Here is a 19497-nt window from a genome sequence, read left to right as displayed (position 1 = left end):
TTCGTTGCCCTCGGGAAGCGCTCGGATGGGGGCTCCTGAACAGGTCGCACCCAGGTGCCGAGGGTGGGAGCAGAGCGGTAGAGTGCGAATCGTGACGTTCTTCGCGCGGCTCCTCGGATTCCTCTTCCTTCTGCTCGCTCCACTCGGAGGGCATGCCGCCGCACCCACCGTGCCACCGAGCGGCGTGGGCCGGCAGCTCTCGGTGTACTTCCTGGACGTGGGCCAGGGCGACTCGATCCTCATCGTCTCGCCCGAGGGCAAGACGGTGCTCATCGATGGGGGCCCGCCAGAGGCGGCGCCCCGGCTGGCGGCGCGGCTGCGCGAGTTGGTGAAGGGCCCGTTGGATCTCGTCATCCTGACGCACCCGCATCTGGACCATCTGGGGGGACTCGCCGCGGCGATCCGCGCGGTGGGCGCGCGACGATTCATGGATCCCGGCTTCAATCACCCGAGCGAGGCCTACCGTGACCTGCTGAACTTCGTGGGCAAGGAGGTGGGCCAGGTGATGACGCCTCAGCCCAACCCACGAGCGCCCCAGTCACTGCTCACCATCGGGTTGGGCGAGGGCGTGGCGCTGACGGTGCTGTGGCCGCGCGTGCCGCAGGAGTCGTTCCTCGACGACACGCGCTCGGACCCCAACTCCAACTCCATCGTGACGAAGCTCACGTTCGGCGCCACGGCCTTCCTGCTGACGGGAGACTCCGAGCCGGACACCGAGGAAGTGCTGCTCCAGAAGCCGCTCGACCTGACGGCCACGGTCCTGAAGGTGGCCCACCATGGGGGCCGTCACTCCACGACCGCCGCGTTCCTCCGCCGGGTGAAGCCTCGCGCCGCGGTCATCTCCTGCGGCAAGGGCAACGACTACGGCCATCCCAGCCCGGAGGTCCTCGAGCGCCTGGACAGCGCGGGCGTCCGGCCCTTCCGCACCGACCAGGACGGCGAGGTGGTCGCGGTGAGTGACGGCACCAACGTCACCCTGAGCTCGGCCCGAGGCATCACGGCGCCCCTGGTCGTCCAGGGAGAACAGGGCACGGGGCCGGTGGCGCTGGGCCCCATCGAGCCCAGCGTCCACCGGCGCTCGGGGGGCTCCAAGGAACGAGAGAAAGAGCCCGGGGGTCGTGGGCCCTCGAGTTCGAGCCGGCCCTCTACGCCACCCGTGGAGCGCGCGCCCGCGAGCGCCGAGGGACCGCGCTACGTGTCGCTGAAGGGCAGCAAGGTGTTCCATCGTGAGGACTGCCCGACCTTGAAGCGCTCGCACAATGAGCGCACCGTCTACCCCAGCCGCGAGGCCGCCGCCCGCGAGCGCCGTCCCGCGGAGGACTGCCACCCATGAGCCCGCGCCTGCCTCTCCTGCTGGGCCTGCTGCTCGTTGCGCCCCTGGCCTGCAAGCAACCGCCGCCCGCCTCCACGCCGCCGCCCGAGGCGAGCGAGCCCACCACGCCCTCGCGCTACTTCGGGCCGCCCCCCGACGGGAAGCTGCACGTCTACTTCTTCGACGTGGGCCAGGGCGACGCCGCGCTCATCGTGTCGCCCGAGGGGAACACGGTGCTGGTGGACGCAGGGCCCGCCTCCGCCGCCGGCCACCTGGTGAACCGTCTGCCCGAGCTGCTGCGGCGAGAGCTGGACCTCGTCATCCTCACGCATCCGCACGCGGACCATCGCGGCGCGTTGGATCCGCTGCTGCGCCGAGTGGGCGCACGACGCCTGCTGGAGCCGCAACTCCCGGGTGCGCCCGAGGACTACGACGCCCTGCTCGGGCGAGTGGGAGCGCGAGGCGTGCAGGTCTTCTCCCCCGCGCCTTCGTCCTCCACGCCCAATGCGCCCTTGAAGCTGCCCGTGGGCGCGGGCGTGGAGCTGACGGTGCTCTGGCCCCGCGCACCGGCCGAGGCGCTGTTGCCGGGCGATGGCGCGGTCGGCCTGGAGTCCAACTCCATCGTCCTGCGGCTCACCTACGGGGACACGTCCGTGCTGTTCATGGGGGATGCGCGCGCGCAGACCGAAGCGCATCTCGTCGCGCGGGGAGCGGTCTCTCGTTCCACGCTGCTCAAGGTGGGCGCGCACGGAATCTCGGATGCATCCACCTCCGCGTTCCTCTCGGCGGTGCGCCCTCAAGCGGCCATCGTATCGGTGGGCGCGAGCGGCGGTCCCGGCATGCCCGCACGCGCCACGCTGGAGCGACTCGGCGCGAGCAGCGCGCGTCTGTTCCGCACGGACATCGCGGGCGAGGTGCAAGCGGTGAGCGATGGTCGGCAGTTCGTGGTCACGCCGCAGCGACTGCCCGCGGGAGTACCCATCGATACGCGCTACACCTTCTCCGGCGCGGACCTGCTGCCTCCGACAGCAACGCCCGCTGTCGCGAAGGTCGCCGATACGAAGCCCGCGACAGACACACCTCGCCAGGGAGCGAGCACCACCAACGTGGATGACCTGCCCGCCGCGCGGAAACCGCCCACGCCCGAGGCGCAGCAGGCCATGCCCACCCAGGGTTATGTGGCAAGCCGCATCCGCGAGTCCTTCCACGTGCCCTCGTGCCCCGCCGCGAAGAAGATCCTTCCGCGCAACCTCATCCACTTCGCCACGCGCGAGGAAGCCGCACGGAAGTTCCGGCCGGCACGGGACTGCAACCCATGAGCCGCTCTCGGAGCCCCATGTCGACGGCCACCTTGGATCGCATCGAGGACGACCTCGCCGTCCTCGTGGTGGACGGCCACGAGGTGACGCGCCCCCTGCGTGAACTGCCTGCCGGCGTGCGAGAGGGCGACGTCATCGACCTGAAGACCCTCACCGTGGACGCGAAGGCCACGGCGGCACTGCGCGAAGAGGTACGCGAGGCACGCGAGCGAGCACAGCAAGGCAAACCCCCTCCCCCCTCGGGCGACTTCGACCTGTGACGCAGGCTCACGGGCCCTGAACCTCCCCGTGTGGAGCGCAGCAACGAAAGACACCTGCGAGCGCGACAGGACCAGGTGGCCACCACACACGAGCCACTGCTCGCGATGCCGCGAGCACACCGCGCTGCTCGCTGCCACGAAAGCAGCGGACGAGCGACAGGCAAACGTCTGCACCGGAAGCGAGGGTGGCTAACGCGCACGAACCACGGCTCGCGATGACGCGAGCACGCCGCCCTGCGCGTCCTCGCCAACAGCGGAGTCACGACAGGCAAGCGCCTGCGGCAGGAGTTCAGGTGGATATCGCGCACGAGTCGCTTCGCGCGATGACGTGAGCATGCGGTGCGCAGCCCCACGATGAGCGAAGTGACGTCCAGCCCTCATGAACCGGGAGCGGCCAGTCATCCTCCGTGCATCGGCGGCTTCAAGCGAAGACCTGAAGCCGCTGGACCGCGAGCCGCCTCGCCCTGGCCGCAGGGAATCCCGGCTCGCTCGAACACAGAGACGCCGGCCTCCACCGCGCAGCAGCGGCTTCGCGCCGTGACGGAGACACGCCGGGCCCCGTGCGCTCCTCGCGAGGAGCGCAGCGGATCCCGGCGCGCGACTACATCGTTCCGGAGAGGACGAGCGGAACCTGGAGGTCCACGTCGTCGCCGGAGAAGCTCGAGAAGACCATGCGCTTCGCACGGTCCTTCAGGCACTCCCCCACTCCCGAACCATTGATGTCGGCGCGATCGAACGAGGCGGCCTTCACCGTCCCCGAAGCCCCCACCGTCGCGGTCAGCGTGACCTTGCCGCCGCGGAACTTCGGATTCTTGCGCAGCTCCTGCTCGATGCAGTTGCGGAAGCCGGGCTGCGTCTGCGCCACCACGCGCTGCACTTCCTCGGGAGCGGGCCCGCCCGCGGAGGCACTGTCCTTGGCCGCGACCTCCGCGTCCTTGCGCACCTCCGGGCCGACCTCCGCCTTCTGCGTATCGGAGTAGACGGCCGCGAGCTCCCCCTGGGGCTTCCCGTTCGCGGGCGCGGCGCTGCCCTGCTGCGCACCCGACTCGGCGGCCTTCGGCGTCGCAGGACGCTTGTCGGACTCGACAGGGCGCGACGGCGGAGGCGCGGCCGTGCGACCGAGCAGTTTGTCGCGCAGCGCTCCCACGCCCTCCACGGAGAACACGGGCTGCTCCACCATGCGGCCCTCGGCGTCCACCCGCTTGACGGTGAGCGGAACCACCTTGGTGGCGGACAGCGCGTACAGGATGCCCACGGGCACCACGATGATGAGCACCACGAAGAGCGCGATCTTCCACGCCGGATTGCGGCGCGTGACGCCCGACTTCTTCATGAAGTAGCGCGTGTCCTCCACCGGCGCGGACTCGTCGTTGGGGTCTCCGCCCAGCGGCGCGCCCTGCTCGTCGGAATCAGGCGCGCCCTCGTCCTCGCCCTCGCCCTCACCTCGGTTGCCGGGCAGATCCAGGTCGGAGAACAGCTCGTTGAGCGGCGCGGCGCTCGCGGCGGGAGCCTCCGCGCGCGCGGCCTGCCCTCGCCGTCCGGACGAGACGTGCGCGGCCTTCGCGGCGGGCTCGGAGAAGAACGTCCGCTCGGGCTCGTCCTCCTCGTTCGGGGGCGGCTCCTCGGACTCCGGCTCGGGCATGAACGCCTGGGGCTCCGGCTCGCGGCGGGGCGCGGCCCGCGCGGGAGCAGGAGGAGGCGGCGGCGCCGCGACGGGCGGAGGCGGCGCGACGGGCTCGGGGGGCGGCGCGAAGAACGCGGCCAGCTCCGGGATGTCCGAGCCGCGCTTCCAATCCGGCATGCCCTGGCGCCAGAAGAAGCTGCGCGCGCTGATGCTGCCCGACGACACCCAATCCGCCAGGGCGGCCTCATCCAGAGGACCTTCCTGCTTGTTGCGCACCATGACGAACCAGGGCGCTCCGGCGGCCTGACGCACGGGAGCCGCGCGCGTCGGCTCATCATCCCAGGGCGTCTGGGGCGCGGAGACAGGCGCTCTCGCGACGGGTGCGGCGGCAGGAACTGGAGCGGGCGCGGGGGCCGGGGCACTCGCCGTCTCGCTCAGCGAGCGCTCCTGGGCGCGGATGCGCTCCACGTCGGCCAGAGAGACCACGCGGGTGCTCTCCTCCTCGGCGGGGCCCTGCACCGTGATGACGCTCTGACAATTCTTGCAGCGGACCTTGACCGTCTTGCCGCGGACTTTTTCGTCCGCAATGGAGTACCGCTTCTGGCAATTGTCGCAGGTGAAGTTCAAGGGGGGTGTCCGACTCGCGGGGAAACGGGCCCGGATGCTACCGCCAGAAATCGCCCGCGCAAACCCACCGTTGACTCTGTCCGTCCGCCCATCTATTCAGCCGCCTCCCTGTCTTCTCTAGCCTTTTAGAAGGTGGCGAATGTCGGCGAAGGACCTCGGGACGAAGTTCGTCTGCTTCAAGTGCAGCACGAAGTTCTACGACATGAAGAAGCCGGATCCGGTGTGCCCCAAGTGCGGCGCCGACCAGCGTGAGAGCCCTGCCCTGAAGCCCGCGCCCGAGGGACGCCGCAGCCGGCTGTCCGCCGCGCCCAAGGTCATCGAGCCTGTCGAGCCCGAAGAGCCCGCCGCCTCCGAGGACGAGGAGGAGGACCTGGAGAGCTTCGACGACGACGAGGCGGGCGCCGGCGAGGCCGAGGAAGACGAGATCTAGTCGGCGGCAGCGGGTGTCCTGCCCAACGAGGCTCCGTGGCCATCCGGCCCGGGGCCTCTTCGTCGTTCTGAAGGGCCCCGCGAACGCCGACTACGGATTCGACGAGGCTGGTGACAGCTCCGTCAGGGCGCGGCGAATCTGCTCATAGAGCCCAGGCCCCATCTCCTGCATCCCCACGGGGCGAACCGCCCGGCCCGAAGGCTCGGCGGGACGCGGCTCCGGTGGCATCACTCGCTTCTTTGGCTGGTGCATGACGTGCCCCCCTTTTGTGTGGCGCAAGCACACTCATAACAATTTTGCCATTTAGACGGAAACCGAAACGGCTCGCCTCGGTTCCCAGAGCCTTAGACGCGGAGCGGGCCAATCCTTCCACGTCTCGCCCTGGAGTCGGGGGTGTCGGGGTCAGCGCAGGTCGGCGGAGCCCCACTCCTGGTCCACCGTGACGGTCTCTCCCGCGTGGATCTCCACGGCGCGGGAGGTCTCTGGGAGCCGCTCGTGCCAGAAGACGAGGGTGTGCTTTCCGGCCGGAACCTTGAGGCGGAAGTGCCCGTCGGCGCCCGAGGTCGTGAAGTAGGGATGGTCGAAGGTGCGCACGACGGCGCGCATCCAGGGGTGGACGTCGCAGCGGATGGCCACGGTGCCGGGCTCGGTGGGCAGCGGCCGGTGCAGGGTCATCCCCTCCAGCGGCATGGCCACGTTGAAGACTGAACGATTGGCCCCGGACGCGGCGCGCACGTTGTGCACCAGCGGGTCCGAGTTGCGCAGGGCCAGGGAGCTGCCCGCGCGAGCCGCCAGGGCGGGCGGCTCGTAGGAGCACTTGCGCTGGTCCAGCACGGGCTCCGCGGTGGGCTCGGGAGGCGCGGCGAAGTCAGCGCCGTCCCTCAGCGCCACCACGGCGTAGGCGAGCGCGCCCCCTTGTCCCACCACGAGTGAGCGATCCTCGGACTGCGCCCCACAGACGCCCGCGGCGGTGGCGCTGGTGTCGCGGAGCACGGGGGCCGGCGGAGGGCCGGACAGGCGCACCCTGCCCTCCAGCGTCCCCCACTCCGTCACGGGAGCCACCGGCCGGGCGGCGGGGGGAGGAGCGCCCGATGAGGGGGGCGCGGGGGAGGGAGGGGTCTCGCGACAGGCGGGGGCCAGGGCGAGCAGGAGGCAGGCGCGAAGGAAGGAGGGCCGGAACACGTGTCCCCGTCTAACGGGTGCGTGAAGCGGATTCAAACGCCGGATGGCCGCACGGACAGCGTGGGATGACGACTGGCCCATTTGGGCGTTGGACCCCCATCATCCTTGTTGGTACAAGAGCCGCGCCGCGCGTCGGTGCGGCACTGTGGGAGGCAGCAAACTTGCGGGAGAAACTGAAGGCCCTGGCGGAGCTGCAGAAGGTAGACCTGGAGGTCGCCTCGCTCCGGAAGGCTGCGGACGTGCATCCCCGTCAGATCTCCGAGTTGGAGCGGGACCTGGGGGTGGCGCGGAGTGCCATCGAGGCGGAGCGCGCACGCGTGACCGACCTCGAGCGGCAGAAGGCCCTGCTCGAGCAGAACATCGCGGACGAGAAGGACAAGGTGAAGAAGTGGGAAGGCCGCCTGTCCGATCAGCGCTCGACGCGTGAGTACTCGGCGCTCGCGAGGGAGATCGACATCGCGAAGAAGGGCATCCTCACCCAGTCCGAGGAGCTGACGGACAAGGTGAAGGAGCTGGCCACGGCACGCGAGGCCATCAAGTCCAAGGAGTCGGACTTCGCGACCCGTCAGCAGAGCCTCTCGGGGCGCATGACGGAGCTGCGCGGCAAGCTGGGCGAGGCCGAGGGCCAGGTGAAGTCGCTGGAGGGCCGTCGCTCGGAGGTGGCCGCCGCGGTGGACGCCACGCTGCTGCGCCGCTACGAGGTCATCCGCAAGAAGAAGCTCCCCGCCATCGTCGGCGTGGCAGCGGGCACTTGCCAGGGCTGCAACATGAACGTGCCGCCCCAGCTCTACAACATGCTGCGCACCACGCTGGGCACCGACGTGTGCCCCTCGTGCAACCGCATCATCTACGCAGTCGAGGCGCTTCAGGAGAAGCAGCCGGCCGCCGACGAGTAGTCGCGGTCGTCTTGTTTCCTCCCATGGCCCGGCCCTCCCTCGTCGACCTCCTCCGCTTCATCGCGCGCGAGGAGCCCCTGACGAGCACGGTCCGGGCCTTCCGGGGCCTCACCCGAGAGCACCTGGGACAGTTGCTGGAGGAGGTCGCCGACCGGCTCGGTCCTGGCGCCTCGTCCGCGCCAGTGCCCTCGTCCCCTGCCCCGGTTGTTCCTCCCACGGAGGTCGCGCGAGGCGCGGGCCCGGTGCCCCGGCTGCGCGTCTATTCCGACGGCGCGGCGCGCGGCAACCCGGGCCCTGCGGGCGCGGGCGCCGTGGTGAAGGACGCCGAGGGCCGGGTGGTGGCGCGGCTCGGGCGATTCCTCGGCGTCCAGACGAACAACTTCGCCGAGTACAGCGCGCTCCTGCTGGGCCTCCAGCACGCCCGCGGCCTGGGCGCCTCCGAGGTGGAGGTCTTCGCGGACAGCGAGCTGCTCATCCGCCAGCTCGGGGGCCGGTACCAGGTGAAGAGCCCCACCCTGAAGCCGCTGTTCGATGAGGCCAAGCGACTGCTCGCGGGCTTCTCCTCCGTGAAGCTCACCCATGTCCCCCGCGCGCAGAACGCCGAGGCGGACGAGATGAGCAACCGGGCCATCGACGAGCGCATGTAGCGCGCACCGCCTCGGGCGTGTTCAACGCGCGCGGCGCCGCCCCGAGCAGAGTGGACCTGTACGCCACCGCTGTTGTATCCCCTGGGGCGCCAGAGCGGCCCGGATGAACGCCGGCCATCGCAGTCATGGGTGGCGGGAGGAAAGTCCGAGCTCCACAGGGCAGGGTGCTGGCTAACGGCCAGTCGAGGCGACTCGCAGGACAGTGCCACAGAAAACAGACCGCCCGTTCCGCAAGGGGCGGGTAAGGGTGAAACGGTGCGGTAAGAGCGCACCGCGTCCGGGGTGACTCGGACGGCACGGTAAACCCCACCTGGAGCAAGAGCCAATAGGAGCGCGTCCCCGCGAGGGGACAAGGATGGCCCGTCCCAAGCGCTCGGGTTGCTCGCTGATGAGGCCCCTGGGCAACCAGGGCCCTAGATGAATGTTCATCGCCCACCTCGAAAGGGGTGGGGACAAAACTCGGCTTACAGGGCCGCTCTGGCGCTTCTTCCCTGTCGCAGCCGCTTCCGCGCGGACGCTCGCGTGCACGCGGCGGTCTGCGCACGAGCTTCGGCCGCTTGAGCGCGCGCATGAACGTCGCGCCCCACGCGCCCCGTTGCTCCTGTGGCTGTCGCTTCCCAGCATGGCCCGAGCAGAGAATCCCCAACCCCTGGGTTCGTCGCGCAAGTCAGCCCCGGCCACGACTATGTCCTGGGCCGCGATGGGCTCGTCTCACGCTGGAACTTCGACAAGCCCGAAGCCGTGAATGCGAGACACCCCGAGCTGTTCGAGGTTTTTGGACGGCATCCGGTTCAACGCGGGGGCACGCGACGAGGACTTCGTCGCCGGCGGCGACGAGCGCGTGAAGGGAGACCTCCATGCCCTCATGCTGCTCGGCTCGACCCCGTCGGACGACGACGCGAGTCCTCCCTCCGCGCAACCCGACTCGAATTAAGCCGCGACACGGGGCGGCGGCTCGGACTCAAACTGCGCGCGCTTCAGGGGCCGTGTGACGGCGCTCAGCGACCGACCGGGACCTGGGCCAGGAGCAGCCGGTCGTTGCCATCGTTGCGCACCACGTCCGGGTTGGTGAGCTTCAGCCGCGTGTCCGTGCGCGGCTCCCACAGGCCCATCCACAGGTTCAGCGCGCGCACGGGCGAGCCGGGCGGCACCGAGACGATGAACTCGTCCTTCACCGTCTCGCCCGGCTTCCACTGCGTTGTCGGGTAGAGGCCATTCGCGGGCTTGTGGTCCACGTTGGTGCGCTCCACGCGGCCGTCGGCGTCCTCCACGTGCACGAAGACGATGTAGTCGTCGTCCAGCGGCTGGAGCACCTTGAAGAACAGCGTCACCCGCGCCTGGTCCCCCGGGGCGACGCGGCCAGGCTGGACGGTGGCGCCCACCAACTCCACCTTGCCTCCCAGATTGGCGCCGTTGCGCACGGAGAGCGGCGGCACTTGGGTCACCGTGGCCGCGCGCCGCTCCTCGGGGCTGGCGCCTCCGGGAGCCTCGACGATGCAGGCACTGCCCAACAGCAGGGATGCGGACACCCAAAGGGTCGAGGGAAGGAGGCGCATGTCGATGCGCGGTTCTACTCGGCCGGGGGCGCTGCATCCAACTGCGGGTTGGTGTATGCGAGGCCGCGCATGAACACCCCACCCCTCCTCGCCGCCCTGGCCACCCAGGTCCCGCCCTCTCCCTCCCCCGCTCCCACGCCGGGCGGAGGCACGACGCAGCCGGGGACAGGCACGCCGCCCGAGCATGGCCTGCCCGTGGGCGAGGTGGTGGGGATGGGCGTCGCCGCCCTCTTCGTCCTCCTCGTGGTGCTCGCCGCGCGCAAGCTCTTCACCCGAGGCCGCCAGGCCGAGGCCAAGAAGCCCGCGCTCCCCAAGGCGGAGGAGACGCCCGCCCTCCCCGAGCCGCGCCCCGAGCTGCGCGTGGACCTGCCGCCCTCCGAGCTGGAGCTGGCGCGCCTCCGCGAGTTGGATGAGGCCCATGCGCGCTCCGATGCCCTCACCCGCCAGCGAGAGGAGGCCGCCCGCGCCGCGCGCACCGCCACCGACGCCACCGAGCGTACACGCCTGGAGGCGGAGGCCCGCGAACTCAAGGAGCGCGAGGAGGAGCAAAAGCGCGCCGAGTACCGCGCGAAGAAGGCCGCGGATGACGAGGCCCGCGAGCGTCGTCGTCGCGAGGTCGCCGAGGCCCAGCGCCTCCAAGAGGAGCAGCGCGCCCGAGAGGCCGCCACCGCCGAGGAGGCCCGGCGCGCCGAGGAGGCCACCGCCCGCGCCAAGGTCCAGGCCGAGGCCGGCCGCACCCTGGCCCAGGGCCTGGACAAGACCCGCAGCCAGGGCTTCATGGCCCGCCTCAACGGGCTCTTCGGCCAGCAGCGCGTGGTGGACGAGTCCGTGCTCGCGGACCTGGAGGAGATCCTCTTCACCGCCGACATCGGCGTGCGCACCGCGAACCGACTCGTCGAGGAGGCGCGCGAGAAGCTCAAGCGCAAGGAGCTGAGCGACCCGGAGAAGATCAAGCGCGTCATCCGCGACGAGGTGGAGCGCATCGTGGCGCTGCCCGTGCCGCGCTCGCTGGAGGGGGGCGGCCCACCGCACGTCGTCATGGTCGTGGGCGTCAACGGCGCCGGCAAGACGACCACCATTGGCAAGCTGGCCGCGCAGCTCACGGGCCAGGGCAAGAAGGTGATTGTCGCCGCGGGCGACACGTTCCGCGCCGCCGCCACCGAGCAGCTCGACGTGTGGGCCGAGCGCGCCGGCGCGCAGTTCGTGAAGGGCGCTGACGGCGGAGACCCGGGCTCCGTGGTGTTCGATGCCGTGAAGCGCGCCCGCGCGGAGAACGCGGACGTCGTCATCGCGGACACCGCGGGCCGCCTGCACACCCAGGCGCCGCTCATGGAGGAGCTGAAGAAGGTGAAGCGCGTCATGGACAAGGCGCTGCCCGGCGCGCCGCATGAGGTGCTGCTGGTGCTCGACTCCACCAACGGGCAGAACGCCATCCAGCAGGCCAAGCAGTTCCACGAGGCGGTGGGCGTCACGGCCATCGCGCTCACCAAGCTGGACGGCACCGCCAAGGGCGGCGTCATCATCGGCATCTGCGATGAGCTGAAGCTGCCCGTGGTCTGGGTGGGCGTGGGCGAGAAGATCGCCGACCTGCGCCGCTTCGATCCGCGCGAGTTCGTCCAGGCCCTGTTCGACTGAGGGTTACTGCCCGGTGAGCTGGGGGAGGATCTCCTCCAGCAGCTTGCGCGACTCGGCGTCCAGCTTCATGTCGCCCAGGCCGCCCATCATCGACCCGAGGTCCGGCGCGCCCAGGTCCGCGTCGCCGTGCGCCTCCTCCCACCAGCGCACGCGCAGGGCACCGAGCGCACGCGCCTGCGCGGGGCTCGCCTTCGCCAGCTCCTTCACCAGGCACTCCTTGCACGTCCACTTGAAGCGGTACGTGTCCACGTAGGAGCGCAGCGCCTGGAAGTACGGCCCGTCCCCCACGAGCTGGCGCGCGGCGTGGTGGAACATGGGCGCCTTGCCGTACACGAGCGCGCCGTACTGCATCTCGTCATCGAAGTCGCCCGTGGCGCGGTCCGCCCGGCCGTCCTCACCGCCCGACAAGCGATAGAAGTGGTACGGCGTCACCAGCCCCTCGCGACGCATGCGCTCCGCGGCGGCCTTGCCGTGCGCCCACTCGAAGTAGAGCACCGCGGCGTACTGGGCCAGGGACTCGTCCACCACGGGCGCGTTGATGGGGTCCGAGCCCACCAGCGCGGCGAAGTACTGGTGCGCCACCTCATGCGCCACGGTGAACTCCAGCGTGCGCTCCAGCGTGGCCCCCATCTGAGCCATCGCCCCGCCGCCTGCCTCGCCGAGCAGGGCCTGCAGGTCCTCCATGCCCGCCATGCCGGAGAGCACCGCGCTTGGATCCACCGAGGCCCGGTAGAGCGACGTCGCCACCGTGACGAGCCCCGGGAACTCCATGCCCCCAGCGCCCCCCGACAGCGGCGCCTCCACCACGCGGAAGTGCGTGTAGGGCAGCGGGCCCAGGCGGCGCTCGAACTCGGACAGCGCCTGGGTCGCGTACTTCAGCACCCGCTGGGCACTGGCCTCGTCGCGGGGCAGGAAGTGGCTCTCCACCGTGACGCCGTTCACCGTGGTCGTCTCGGACCGATAGCCGCGCGACACGAACACGGGGAAGTCCCGCACGGCCGCCGCGGCGAAGCCGAAGCGAACGCGCCCATCCGGCTCGGGCACCTCGCCCATGGGCGCGCCCGTGGCATGCGCCGTCCAGCCCGGCGGCACGGTGACGGTGGCCAGCACGTGCGCCGGCTCGTACAGCGCGAGGTCCCCGATGCCCTGCGGCCCCGACCAGGGCTTCCCTTGCTCATCCAGCGGTGGCACCTGCGGCACCACGCCCACCAGGCTGAGGAAATCCGACGTCGCGGAGAAAGCCCCGTGGTCTCCCCCGCTCGCCGCGCCCCCTCCGCCCAACAGGGAGCCACTCTGCGCCGGAGCGCGCGGCACGGTCGCCTTCACCGACATCTCCAGCGTGGCGCTCGCCCCCGGCGCGAGCGGCGGCGTCAGCGCCACCCGTGACAGCGTGGACTCGGGGCCCGGCTCCAGCGTGACGGGCTGGCCATTGAGCTTCACCTGCGACAGCGTCACCCGGCGGGACCGCGTGTTGGGCGTCAGCCGCAGGTACAGCTCCGAGAGCGGACGCCCGTTGCGAGCCGTCACCTCCACCTGCACCTTGCCCCAGACGAGGCGCTCCTTCGGATCGACCTCCAACTGGACCCGGTAGCGAGGCAGCGCCTCCAGGGGCCCCAGTGCCCGCGCCGCCCGCTCCCGCTCGGAGGGCTTGAGGTGCTGGAGGCAGAGCTGCACTTCAGGGGGCACATCGGCCTGGGCCCGAGCGCCGACGAACAGGGCCAGGAGACTCCACCGGAGGAGCGCGCGCATGGGGGGGCATGCTAATTGACCCGTTGCGCAGCCGCTCGCTACAAGCCCGGAAATGCCCTCCAGAACGTTCACCCTGGCCCTGGCCGCTGCTTGCGTTCTCCCTGCCTGCGCCGCACGGCAAGCTCCGGCGCCCCATCCCGTCGCCCCCCCAGCGGAGCCTCGAGCCGTCCTGCTGCTCAAGGACACCCCCGAGCGCGAGACCGCGATGCTCAAGGAGCTGCGCCGGGACGTGGAGGTCGACACACGCGACGCGGACCGCACGCCTCATGTGGTGGCCACCGGACAGACCGAGCCGCTGAAGCTGGAGGGCGCCCGAGCGCGCCTCTACGGCGACGCGAAGGGGACGCAGGGCTTCTCGGTGGACAACTTCCTGCTGCTGGAAGTGGTGGATGGACGCGGCGCCGTGCTGCGCCGGGCGGCCGTGGGCTACACCGACAGCGTCCTCATCGGCAACCAGCAAGTGGACAACGTGGGCCGCCGAGCCTTCGCCTTCGAGCCCGGCGAGGTCGACGTCACCGAGCTGCTGCCCGAGTCCGGCGAGTTCCGCGTGCGCACCACCGCGCTCGACTACTGGGGCGTGGGCCGGGTGAGCAACGTGTACCTGGTGCTGTCACCCGAAGCCCGCAGGGGCGAAGACGACCTGCGGGGCCAGTAACCCCCGCGTTGGTCAGAAGCGCAGCCCGCCTCCGGAGGGCAGTGCCGCCGGGCGGGCCGCCGCGGGAATGACGCCGTCGCAGTTGACGCCGCACACCTCGTTGGGCGCCAGCGGCTTGGCGTTGTTCTGGGTGGCCATGACCGCGCCCACGGACGCGGCGGCGACGAGCCCCACGCCCGCCCAGACGTACCAACGCTGGTACCAGGACTTGCTCGTGGAGACGACCGGCTCCGGCTCCTGGCTCTGCGGATTGAGCGCGAGGCCCGGCTGATCCACCCGCGTCCGCTCAGGAATGAGTACGGGGTTGCGAGGCTGGTCGCTCGCGTCCGCCACGGACACCGGGCGCAGCTTGCCCTCCACGACGTACTGCTGGCCGGCGCGCACCGTGATGTGCTGCACGTCCTTCAGGTCCTTGGCGCGGAACTCGAACTCGCGCGTGCCCGGCTTGAGCTGCATGTTGGAAATGGGGGTGGTGCCCATCTCCACGCCATCCAGCAACACCGTGGCCCGGCTCACGTCCGCCGTCACGGTGGCGAAGCCCACCACCGCATCCAGCGCCACCACCAACTCAGAAGACTTGCCCTCCTCCACCACGACTCGCTCGCTGTACTCCGCGTAGCCGGAGCGCCGCGCGACGACGGTGTGCGTCTCGCCGGGCGTCACGGCCAGCGGCCCCGAGCCCGCCGTCACTTCCTTGCCGTCGAGGAACAGCTTCGCCCCGCGCGCGTTGGTCCCCAGCTTCAGGACCAGCTCCGTCTTCACCGGCACCAGCGGTGCGATGAGGTCATCCTCCCCCTGAGTCGGCGCGGTGGACGGCTTGACGGACTGCCCCTTGCGCGTGGCGGTGCGCTCCTTCTTCGGCGCGCGCGTCTTGGGCGGCTTGGGGGTGCGGACGGCCTTGCTCTTCTTCGTGCGCGACGTCTTCGACGGTTGGGGCCCCAGCGGCTCGATGAGGTCGTCATCCTGCGCGAACGCGGACGACGGCACGGCCAGTGCGGCAACCAGCAGGGAGAGCACGACGCGACGAAGGATCATGACGGCCCGAAGGTTAGAGAGTCATCCGAGGGGAAGCAAACAGAGTCCCACCGACCCTCGCGTTGGAGGAATATCGCGAGCCATGCACCGCGTCTTGCCTCCCGTGGCCCTCGCAGTCTGTGCCCTCAGTCTCACGGCGTGCCCGGCCAAGGCACCGCCGCGCGTGGAGGCCATGGCTTCCGCTCCACCGGTGAAGGTGCCGCCAGGCTGTGAGCGCAACCAGGCAGGCGAGTACCGCCACGCGCAGAACGCGGCGTTCCGCTACCTGGGCGAGGATGACGGTGGAACGCTGTCGCTCGCGGTGGTGCGCGCCTGGGCCGATGGTGGCGTCGAGACGCCCGACGCGGGCTCCGTCTCCATCGTCCTGAACCGGACATCCGAGGGCTTCATCGGCGAGACGCGCGCGCAGGGATTCAGCGGCGCCGGAGCCCCCTGCCCCGTGGCCTTCCCCACCGAGGCCATCGCCTGCACCGACGCGGGGCTCACGCTGCGCTCCGTCTCCAGCACCGCCATCGACGAGGGCTGCCGAGCCGCCAGCTCGGGGCCCCCGCCCGTGCGCCTGGAGCAGCAGTTGCTGCGGGTGCCGCCCGACGCGGGCACCTGAGCCCCCGAAGCGACTCCGCCGCCGGCCCCGCGCTCACCCGAGCGAGGACACGGCGGCGGTGGAAGCGGGCCGGACCCGAGCAGCGCTCACGCAGCGCGGCGGGTGTGCTCCTCGGCGGGCTTCACGACAGCGGCGTCGGACAGCTTCACGCGGCCCGCCAGCCCCTGCAGCAAGCTGGACACGCCCACGTACATGAAGCCGGCCTGGAACAGCACGATGAAGGGAACGGACGTGTAGATGCGCGCGTCGATGGCGAACCACAGCGCGCCCGTGAAGTAGAAGGCGAACAACAGCTCCACCACCGGCATGAGCGTCTTGCTGCCGCGGTAGCTCTTCTTCACCACCTTGACGTTCTTGCCCTCGGCGCCCGTCTTCGGCGTGCGCGCGAAACCGGACTGCTGGTTGAGCAGCGCCTCGAGCACCGCCTTGGCGTTGTTGATGGCCAGGCCGATGCCCAGGCTCATCAGGAAGGGCAGGTACTTCACCCGCTCCCAGCCCGTCACGCCGCGCTCGCGCTGGGCGGCGACGTAGAACACGCACACGCTCGCGGTGGCGGTGATGAAGAACGGCAGGTCCAGGAACAGCGTGCCGTAGAGGCCGTGCTGGAAGCGCACCACCATGCTGATGGGCATCAGCACGGACAGGAGCACCATCAACAGGTAGGCCATGTTGTTGGTGAGGTGGAAGAAGGCCTCGCGCTTCACCACGAGCGGCAGGTCGCTCTTGAGGATGGCGGGCAAGAGCTTCTTCGCCGTCTGGATGGAGCCCTTGGCCCAGCGGTGTTGCTGGCTCTTGAAGGCGTTCATGTCCACCGGCACCTCGGCCGGGGAGATGACCTCGGGGAGGAACACGAACTGCCAGCCCTTGAGCTGAGCGCGGTAGCTCAGGTCCAGGTCCTCGGTGAGCGTGTCGTGCTGCCACCCGCCGGCGTCCGAGATGGTGTCGCGGCGCCAGATGCCCGCCGTCCCATTGAAGTTGAAGAAGCAGCCGGAGCGGTTGCGAGCGGTGTGCTCGATGATGAAGTGGCCGTCCAGGAAGATGCTCTGGGCCTGCGTGAGGATGGAGAACTCACGGTTGAGGTGGCCCCAGCGCACCTGCACCATGCCCACCTTCGCGTCCGCGAAGAACGGCACCGTGCGCATCAGGAAGTCAGGACTCGGGACGAAGTCGGCGTCGAACACCGCCACGTACTCGCCCCGGGCCAGCGTCAGCCCGTTCTCCAGCGCACCCGCCTTGAAGCCCTGGCGGTTGGTGCGGTGGATGTAGACGATGTCATGGCCCTTCTGCCGATGACGCTCCACGCAGGCCCGAGCGATGCCACACGTCTCGTCCGTCGAGTCGTCCAGGACCTGAATCTCCAGCAGGTCCCGCGGATAGTCGATGCGGCACACCGACTCCACCAGCCGCTCCACGACGTACATCTCGTTGAAGATGGGCAGTTGGATGGTGACGCGCGGCAACGCCTTCAGTGTTCCCTTGGGCGTGGGCAACTTGAACTTGTGCCGGTAGTACAGGAACGCCATGCGATACCGATGCGATCCGTAGACCGCCAGCACGCACAGGACGCTGAAGTACACGCCCAGGAAGATGATCTCTACGGTGGTCATCGGTGACGCTCAGCCCCTCCCGCGGCACTGTCGCCTGCGGTCCTTCCCTGCGCGGCGGCCCGAACACCCATCCTCACGCTGACCGCCGCCTGCTGGGTCCGGTGAGCCCCCGCCCCGTATGTGCCCGAAAAGACAAGGATTTAATCTTCCGGGAATTGATCGGCGCCGGACAATAGGGACGCGTCAAGGTCGTGTCAAACTATTCCCCGGAATTGAGACCCACGGAGACGTTTGTTTGACGGCCCGCGTCATCACCTCTCCGGAAGTGGAGCAGCGAGTCGCCGGGGCTGAAGCGGCGACAAGGCTCCCCTATCCAGGGGGTTGCAGGCTCTCGAGCCTCGCGAGGAGGTAGTCCGCGCGCGCCCCTGGCGTGGCGCGGCACGCCGCGGGTTGGGTGGGTGAGACGCTCGGCGACAGGGGGCTACTCCGGGCTACTCCGGGCTACATCGCGGCGCGGAGCGGGACGAGCGGCGCGGCCACGGTGGGGGGCTCGGAGACCTGGGCTTCGTCACGGGTGGCGGCGGCGAGGACCTGAGCGACGAGCTGCGCGAAGGACAGGCCCGCGTGCTCGGCAATCCGGGGCAGGAGGCTGGTGGGCGTGAGGCCGGGCAGCGAGTTCACCTCCAGCACCACGTCGTTCTGCGTGTCGGAGCAGAGCAGGTCCACGCGGGCATACCCACGGCAGCCCAGCGCGCGGTACGCGGCGAGGGCCTGCGCCTCCACGTTGGCGATGCGCGTCGGGGACAGGCGGGGCGGATGGAAGCAGCGGGTGCCCCCCTTGTACTTGGCGTCGAAGTCGAACGCGTCCCCGTGGAAGTCCATCTCGCAGCTGCCCAGCACGGCGTCGCCGAGGATGGCCACGGTGACCTCCCGGCCCTCGACGAACTGCTCCACCAGCGCCTCTCCGCCGTAGCGGCACGCGCGCGCCACCGCCAGGAGGAGCGCCTCCGCGTCACGCACCACGGCGCAGCCCACCGAGGAACCGCCGCACGAGGGCTTCACGATGCAGGGGAAGCCCCAGTCCGCGTGCAGTTCGGTCAGCCGCGCCAGGTCCGCGCGCGCCACCCGGTAGCCCCGTGGCGTGGGCAGGTTGTGGAGCCGGAAGAGCTTCTTGGCCATGGGCTTGTTCATGGCCAGCGCGGAGGCCAGCACGCCCGAGCCGGTATAGGGCAGCTCGAGCAGCTCCAGGAGGCCCTGCACCCGGCCGTCCTCGCCCATGCGGCCATGCAGCGCGACGAACGCGACGTCCAGTTCCGCGGCCCGGAGCGCGCGGTCCAACCCGGGGCCGGCGAAGACGCGGGTGACGTGGTGACCGAGCGACTCCAGCGCCGCCACCACGGCCTCCCCTGTCTTCAGTGAAATCTCCCGCTCCTCGCCCCACCCGCCCATCAGCACTCCGACGCGCTTGCCCATGTCGATGACGCCTCCTGGGCCCGCCCTACAGCATGCGGAGTGCCACGCGCGGGGCGTCCGGATTCCCCGGGACGCGCCGCGAAAACCCGCGATACGACACGGTCGCGCCGTGCCCACGCGGCCAACGACCGTGTTCTCGCGACCACGGCGCGGCCTGAAGGACACACCGCGGCAAGCGGGGCGCTGGCCTCCGTTCTACCCCGCGTCGGAGCCGCCATCCCGGCCGGCGTCCGTCCCCGCATCCTTGCCCGCATCGAGGGCGGGCGGGAGGCCGGAGTCCGAGCCACCATCGGACTCGCCCGGGACACAGACGTCGTTCTGGCAGACGTAGCCGGGCAGGCACTGCCCCTTGTCACAGGGCTGCCCCTCCGGGTCGAAGTCCACGAGCAGGCTGCACGCAGAGAGGCAGAGGGCCACGAAGGGCCCGAGGAAACGCAAGGGACGGCGCATGGCTAGTAGTTCCGGAGATCGTCTTCGTCGATGGCGGGCTTCTTCTTCGGTTCCTCGCGCTTGCGCTTCTCCTCTTCCTCGCGCTTGCGCTTCTCCTCTTCCTCGCGCTTGCGCTTCTCTTCGTCCTCGCGCTTGCGCTTCTCCTCTTCCTCGCGCTTGAGGCGGGCTTCATCCTCCACCTTGCGCTGCGTGTCGGCATGCTTGCGCTGCGCCTCGTCCTGCTTCTGCTGCGCGGCCTCCTCACGCTTGAGCCGGGCTTCGTCCTTCTTGCGCTGCGCCTCGTCCTTCTTGCGCTGCGCGGCCTCCTCGCGCTTGAGGCGGGCCTCCTCGAGGCGCCGCTTCCGCTCCTGAATGGCCTTCTCACGGCGCGTCAGCGGACGCTCCGGAGGAGGCGCGGGGGCGGGGGCGGGCTGTGGCGCCGCGGGCGTCTCGGCGGGCGCCACCGGCTCGAAGTCGGGCGCGGCGGCGGGCGCCACGGACTCGGCGGCGGGGCGCG

At 70.5% G+C, this 19497-nt stretch carries 18 protein-coding genes, 1 other RNA gene and 1 pseudogene; 10 read left to right on the top strand and 10 right to left on the bottom strand.

From position 1 onward, the window contains the following. The first annotated feature begins 91 nt into the window (after positions 1 to 91). Genes KRR26_RS34230 through KRR26_RS34220 form a run of 3 tightly spaced genes read left to right on the top strand, consistent with a single transcriptional unit; the run spans position 92 to position 2891 of the window. Positions 92 to 1333 carry a ComEC/Rec2 family competence protein gene (locus tag KRR26_RS34230; RefSeq protein ID WP_407931754.1) on the top strand — a complete coding sequence of 414 codons (1242 nt, stop codon included), beginning with the start codon at positions 92 to 94 and terminating at the stop codon, positions 1331 to 1333. After that, the gene (locus tag KRR26_RS34225; protein WP_120202652.1) at positions 1330 to 2631 is read left to right on the top strand and encodes a ComEC/Rec2 family competence protein; all 1302 of its coding nucleotides are present in this window, start codon (positions 1330 to 1332) and stop codon (positions 2629 to 2631) included. The genes KRR26_RS34230 and KRR26_RS34225 overlap by 4 nt, the downstream gene beginning before the upstream one ends. A 17-nt stretch (positions 2632 to 2648) precedes the next feature. After that, on the top strand, positions 2649 to 2891 hold the full coding sequence (locus tag KRR26_RS34220) for a DUF3006 domain-containing protein (RefSeq protein WP_217081889.1): 243 nt from the start codon (positions 2649 to 2651) through the stop codon (positions 2889 to 2891). A gap of 601 nt (positions 2892 to 3492) precedes the next feature. On the opposite strand, the gene KRR26_RS34215 is transcribed toward KRR26_RS34220, so the two are convergent. After that, positions 3493 to 5142, bottom strand: coding sequence for an AgmX/PglI C-terminal domain-containing protein (locus tag KRR26_RS34215; RefSeq protein ID WP_217081888.1), 1650 nt, complete (start codon positions 5140 to 5142; stop codon positions 3493 to 3495). A 139-nt stretch (positions 5143 to 5281) separates the two neighbouring features. On the opposite strand from KRR26_RS34215, the gene KRR26_RS34210 reads away from it, so the two are divergent. Beyond that, on the top strand, positions 5282 to 5572 hold the full coding sequence (locus KRR26_RS34210; RefSeq protein WP_120202658.1) for a TIGR02300 family protein: 291 nt from the start codon (positions 5282 to 5284) through the stop codon (positions 5570 to 5572). Positions 5573 to 5662: 90 nt separating this feature from the next. Here KRR26_RS34210 and KRR26_RS34205 read toward each other — a convergent pair whose 3' ends face one another. Both KRR26_RS34205 and KRR26_RS34200 read right to left on the bottom strand, forming a co-directional pair. Continuing rightward, positions 5663 to 5824 carry a hypothetical protein gene (locus KRR26_RS34205; RefSeq protein WP_199723674.1) on the bottom strand — a complete coding sequence of 54 codons (162 nt, stop codon included), beginning with the start codon at positions 5822 to 5824 and terminating at the stop codon, positions 5663 to 5665. Between the two features lie 150 nt (positions 5825 to 5974). Then, positions 5975 to 6625 carry a carboxypeptidase regulatory-like domain-containing protein gene (locus KRR26_RS34200; protein WP_328707266.1) on the bottom strand — a complete coding sequence of 217 codons (651 nt, stop codon included), beginning with the start codon at positions 6623 to 6625 and terminating at the stop codon, positions 5975 to 5977. Between the two features lie 290 nt (positions 6626 to 6915). Between KRR26_RS34200 and KRR26_RS34195 the strand changes: the two genes are divergently transcribed. From KRR26_RS34195 to rnpB, 3 genes are all read left to right on the top strand, one after another. Beyond that, entirely contained in the window at positions 6916 to 7650 is a 735-nt protein-coding gene (locus KRR26_RS34195; protein ID WP_120202662.1) for a zinc ribbon domain-containing protein, read from the top strand. A gap of 23 nt (positions 7651 to 7673) precedes the next feature. Then, a complete protein-coding gene (locus KRR26_RS34190) occupies positions 7674 to 8297 on the top strand; it encodes a ribonuclease HI family protein (protein ID WP_217081886.1) in 624 nt (207 codons plus the stop codon). A 91-nt stretch (positions 8298 to 8388) separates the two neighbouring features. Then, an RNA gene (rnpB, locus tag KRR26_RS34185) (RNase P RNA component class A) lies at positions 8389 to 8780 on the top strand. A 515-nt stretch (positions 8781 to 9295) separates the two neighbouring features. Here the strand turns inward: rnpB and KRR26_RS34180 are convergent. Then, entirely contained in the window at positions 9296 to 9853 is a 558-nt protein-coding gene (locus KRR26_RS34180) for a hypothetical protein (RefSeq protein ID WP_120202666.1), read from the bottom strand. A gap of 69 nt (positions 9854 to 9922) precedes the next feature. On the opposite strand from KRR26_RS34180, the gene ftsY reads away from it, so the two are divergent. Further along, a complete protein-coding gene (gene ftsY, locus KRR26_RS34175) occupies positions 9923 to 11488 on the top strand; it encodes a signal recognition particle-docking protein FtsY (protein WP_217081885.1) in 1566 nt (521 codons plus the stop codon). Positions 11489 to 11491: 3 nt separating this feature from the next. Here ftsY and KRR26_RS34170 read toward each other — a convergent pair whose 3' ends face one another. Beyond that, positions 11492 to 13237 (bottom strand): M1 family aminopeptidase, encoded by a 1746-nt coding sequence (locus KRR26_RS34170; protein ID WP_217081884.1) that lies wholly within the window; start codon positions 13235 to 13237, stop codon positions 11492 to 11494. A 205-nt stretch (positions 13238 to 13442) separates the two neighbouring features. Here KRR26_RS34170 and KRR26_RS34165 point away from each other — a divergent pair, with 205 nt between their 5' ends. Further along, positions 13443 to 13892 carry a hypothetical protein gene (locus KRR26_RS34165; RefSeq protein ID WP_236069477.1) on the top strand — a complete coding sequence of 150 codons (450 nt, stop codon included), beginning with the start codon at positions 13443 to 13445 and terminating at the stop codon, positions 13890 to 13892. A gap of 12 nt (positions 13893 to 13904) precedes the next feature. On the opposite strand, the gene KRR26_RS34160 is transcribed toward KRR26_RS34165, so the two are convergent. Then, positions 13905 to 14927, bottom strand: a complete 1023-nt coding sequence (locus KRR26_RS34160; protein WP_217081883.1) for a PEGA domain-containing protein — start codon at positions 14925 to 14927, stop codon at positions 13905 to 13907. A gap of 172 nt (positions 14928 to 15099) precedes the next feature. Here KRR26_RS34160 and KRR26_RS34155 point away from each other — a divergent pair, with 172 nt between their 5' ends. Beyond that, entirely contained in the window at positions 15100 to 15531 is a 432-nt protein-coding gene (locus KRR26_RS34155) for a hypothetical protein (RefSeq protein ID WP_233576660.1), read from the top strand. 86 nt (positions 15532 to 15617) lie between these two features. On the opposite strand, the gene KRR26_RS34150 is transcribed toward KRR26_RS34155, so the two are convergent. The 4 genes and pseudogenes from KRR26_RS34150 to KRR26_RS34135 form a co-directional block, all read right to left on the bottom strand. After that, on the bottom strand, positions 15618 to 17138 hold the full coding sequence (locus tag KRR26_RS34150; protein ID WP_217081882.1) for a cellulose synthase family protein: 1521 nt from the start codon (positions 17136 to 17138) through the stop codon (positions 15618 to 15620). A gap of 441 nt (positions 17139 to 17579) precedes the next feature. Beyond that, positions 17580 to 18551 carry a D-alanine--D-alanine ligase family protein gene (locus KRR26_RS34145; protein WP_120202679.1) on the bottom strand — a complete coding sequence of 324 codons (972 nt, stop codon included), beginning with the start codon at positions 18549 to 18551 and terminating at the stop codon, positions 17580 to 17582. Positions 18552 to 18746: 195 nt separating this feature from the next. Beyond that, positions 18747 to 19001 carry a hypothetical protein gene (locus KRR26_RS34140; protein WP_120202681.1) on the bottom strand — a complete coding sequence of 85 codons (255 nt, stop codon included), beginning with the start codon at positions 18999 to 19001 and terminating at the stop codon, positions 18747 to 18749. A gap of 2 nt (positions 19002 to 19003) precedes the next feature. Further along, a pseudogene (locus tag KRR26_RS34135) lies at positions 19004 to 19497 on the bottom strand (DUF1682 domain-containing protein); the annotation flags it as partial.

Source organism: Citreicoccus inhibens (genome assembly GCF_019039035.1).
Lineage (GTDB): Bacteria > Myxococcota > Myxococcia > Myxococcales > Myxococcaceae > Citreicoccus > Citreicoccus inhibens.
The sequence above is the reverse complement of the archived record's forward strand: the minus strand, read 5'-3'. Positions and strand labels throughout refer to the sequence as shown.

What these genes read in the sequence shown, in the direction of transcription:
- KRR26_RS34210 (WP_120202658.1), top strand. Translation starts at nt 5,282, where the DNA reads ATGTCGGCGAAGGACCTCGGGACGAAGTTCGTCTGCTTCAAGTGCAGC.
- KRR26_RS34180 (WP_120202666.1), bottom strand. Translation starts at nt 9,853, where the DNA reads ATGCGCCTCCTTCCCTCGACCCTTTGGGTGTCCGCATCCCTGCTGTTG.
- KRR26_RS34140 (WP_120202681.1), bottom strand. Translation starts at nt 19,001, where the DNA reads ATGCGCCGTCCCTTGCGTTTCCTCGGGCCCTTCGTGGCCCTCTGCCTC.
- KRR26_RS34205 (WP_199723674.1), bottom strand. Translation starts at nt 5,824, where the DNA reads ATGCACCAGCCAAAGAAGCGAGTGATGCCACCGGAGCCGCGTCCCGCC.
- KRR26_RS34170 (WP_217081884.1), bottom strand. Translation starts at nt 13,237, where the DNA reads ATGCGCGCGCTCCTCCGGTGGAGTCTCCTGGCCCTGTTCGTCGGCGCT.
- KRR26_RS34165 (WP_236069477.1), top strand. Translation starts at nt 13,443, where the DNA reads ATGCTCAAGGAGCTGCGCCGGGACGTGGAGGTCGACACACGCGACGCG.
- KRR26_RS34150 (WP_217081882.1), bottom strand. Translation starts at nt 17,138, where the DNA reads ATGACCACCGTAGAGATCATCTTCCTGGGCGTGTACTTCAGCGTCCTG.
- KRR26_RS34145 (WP_120202679.1), bottom strand. Translation starts at nt 18,551, where the DNA reads ATGGGCAAGCGCGTCGGAGTGCTGATGGGCGGGTGGGGCGAGGAGCGG.
- KRR26_RS34225 (WP_120202652.1), top strand. Translation starts at nt 1,330, where the DNA reads ATGAGCCCGCGCCTGCCTCTCCTGCTGGGCCTGCTGCTCGTTGCGCCC.
- ftsY (WP_217081885.1), top strand. Translation starts at nt 9,923, where the DNA reads ATGAACACCCCACCCCTCCTCGCCGCCCTGGCCACCCAGGTCCCGCCC.
- KRR26_RS34190 (WP_217081886.1), top strand. Translation starts at nt 7,674, where the DNA reads ATGGCCCGGCCCTCCCTCGTCGACCTCCTCCGCTTCATCGCGCGCGAG.
- KRR26_RS34155 (WP_233576660.1), top strand. Translation starts at nt 15,100, where the DNA reads ATGGCTTCCGCTCCACCGGTGAAGGTGCCGCCAGGCTGTGAGCGCAAC.
- KRR26_RS34220 (WP_217081889.1), top strand. Translation starts at nt 2,649, where the DNA reads ATGTCGACGGCCACCTTGGATCGCATCGAGGACGACCTCGCCGTCCTC.
- KRR26_RS34160 (WP_217081883.1), bottom strand. Translation starts at nt 14,927, where the DNA reads ATGATCCTTCGTCGCGTCGTGCTCTCCCTGCTGGTTGCCGCACTGGCC.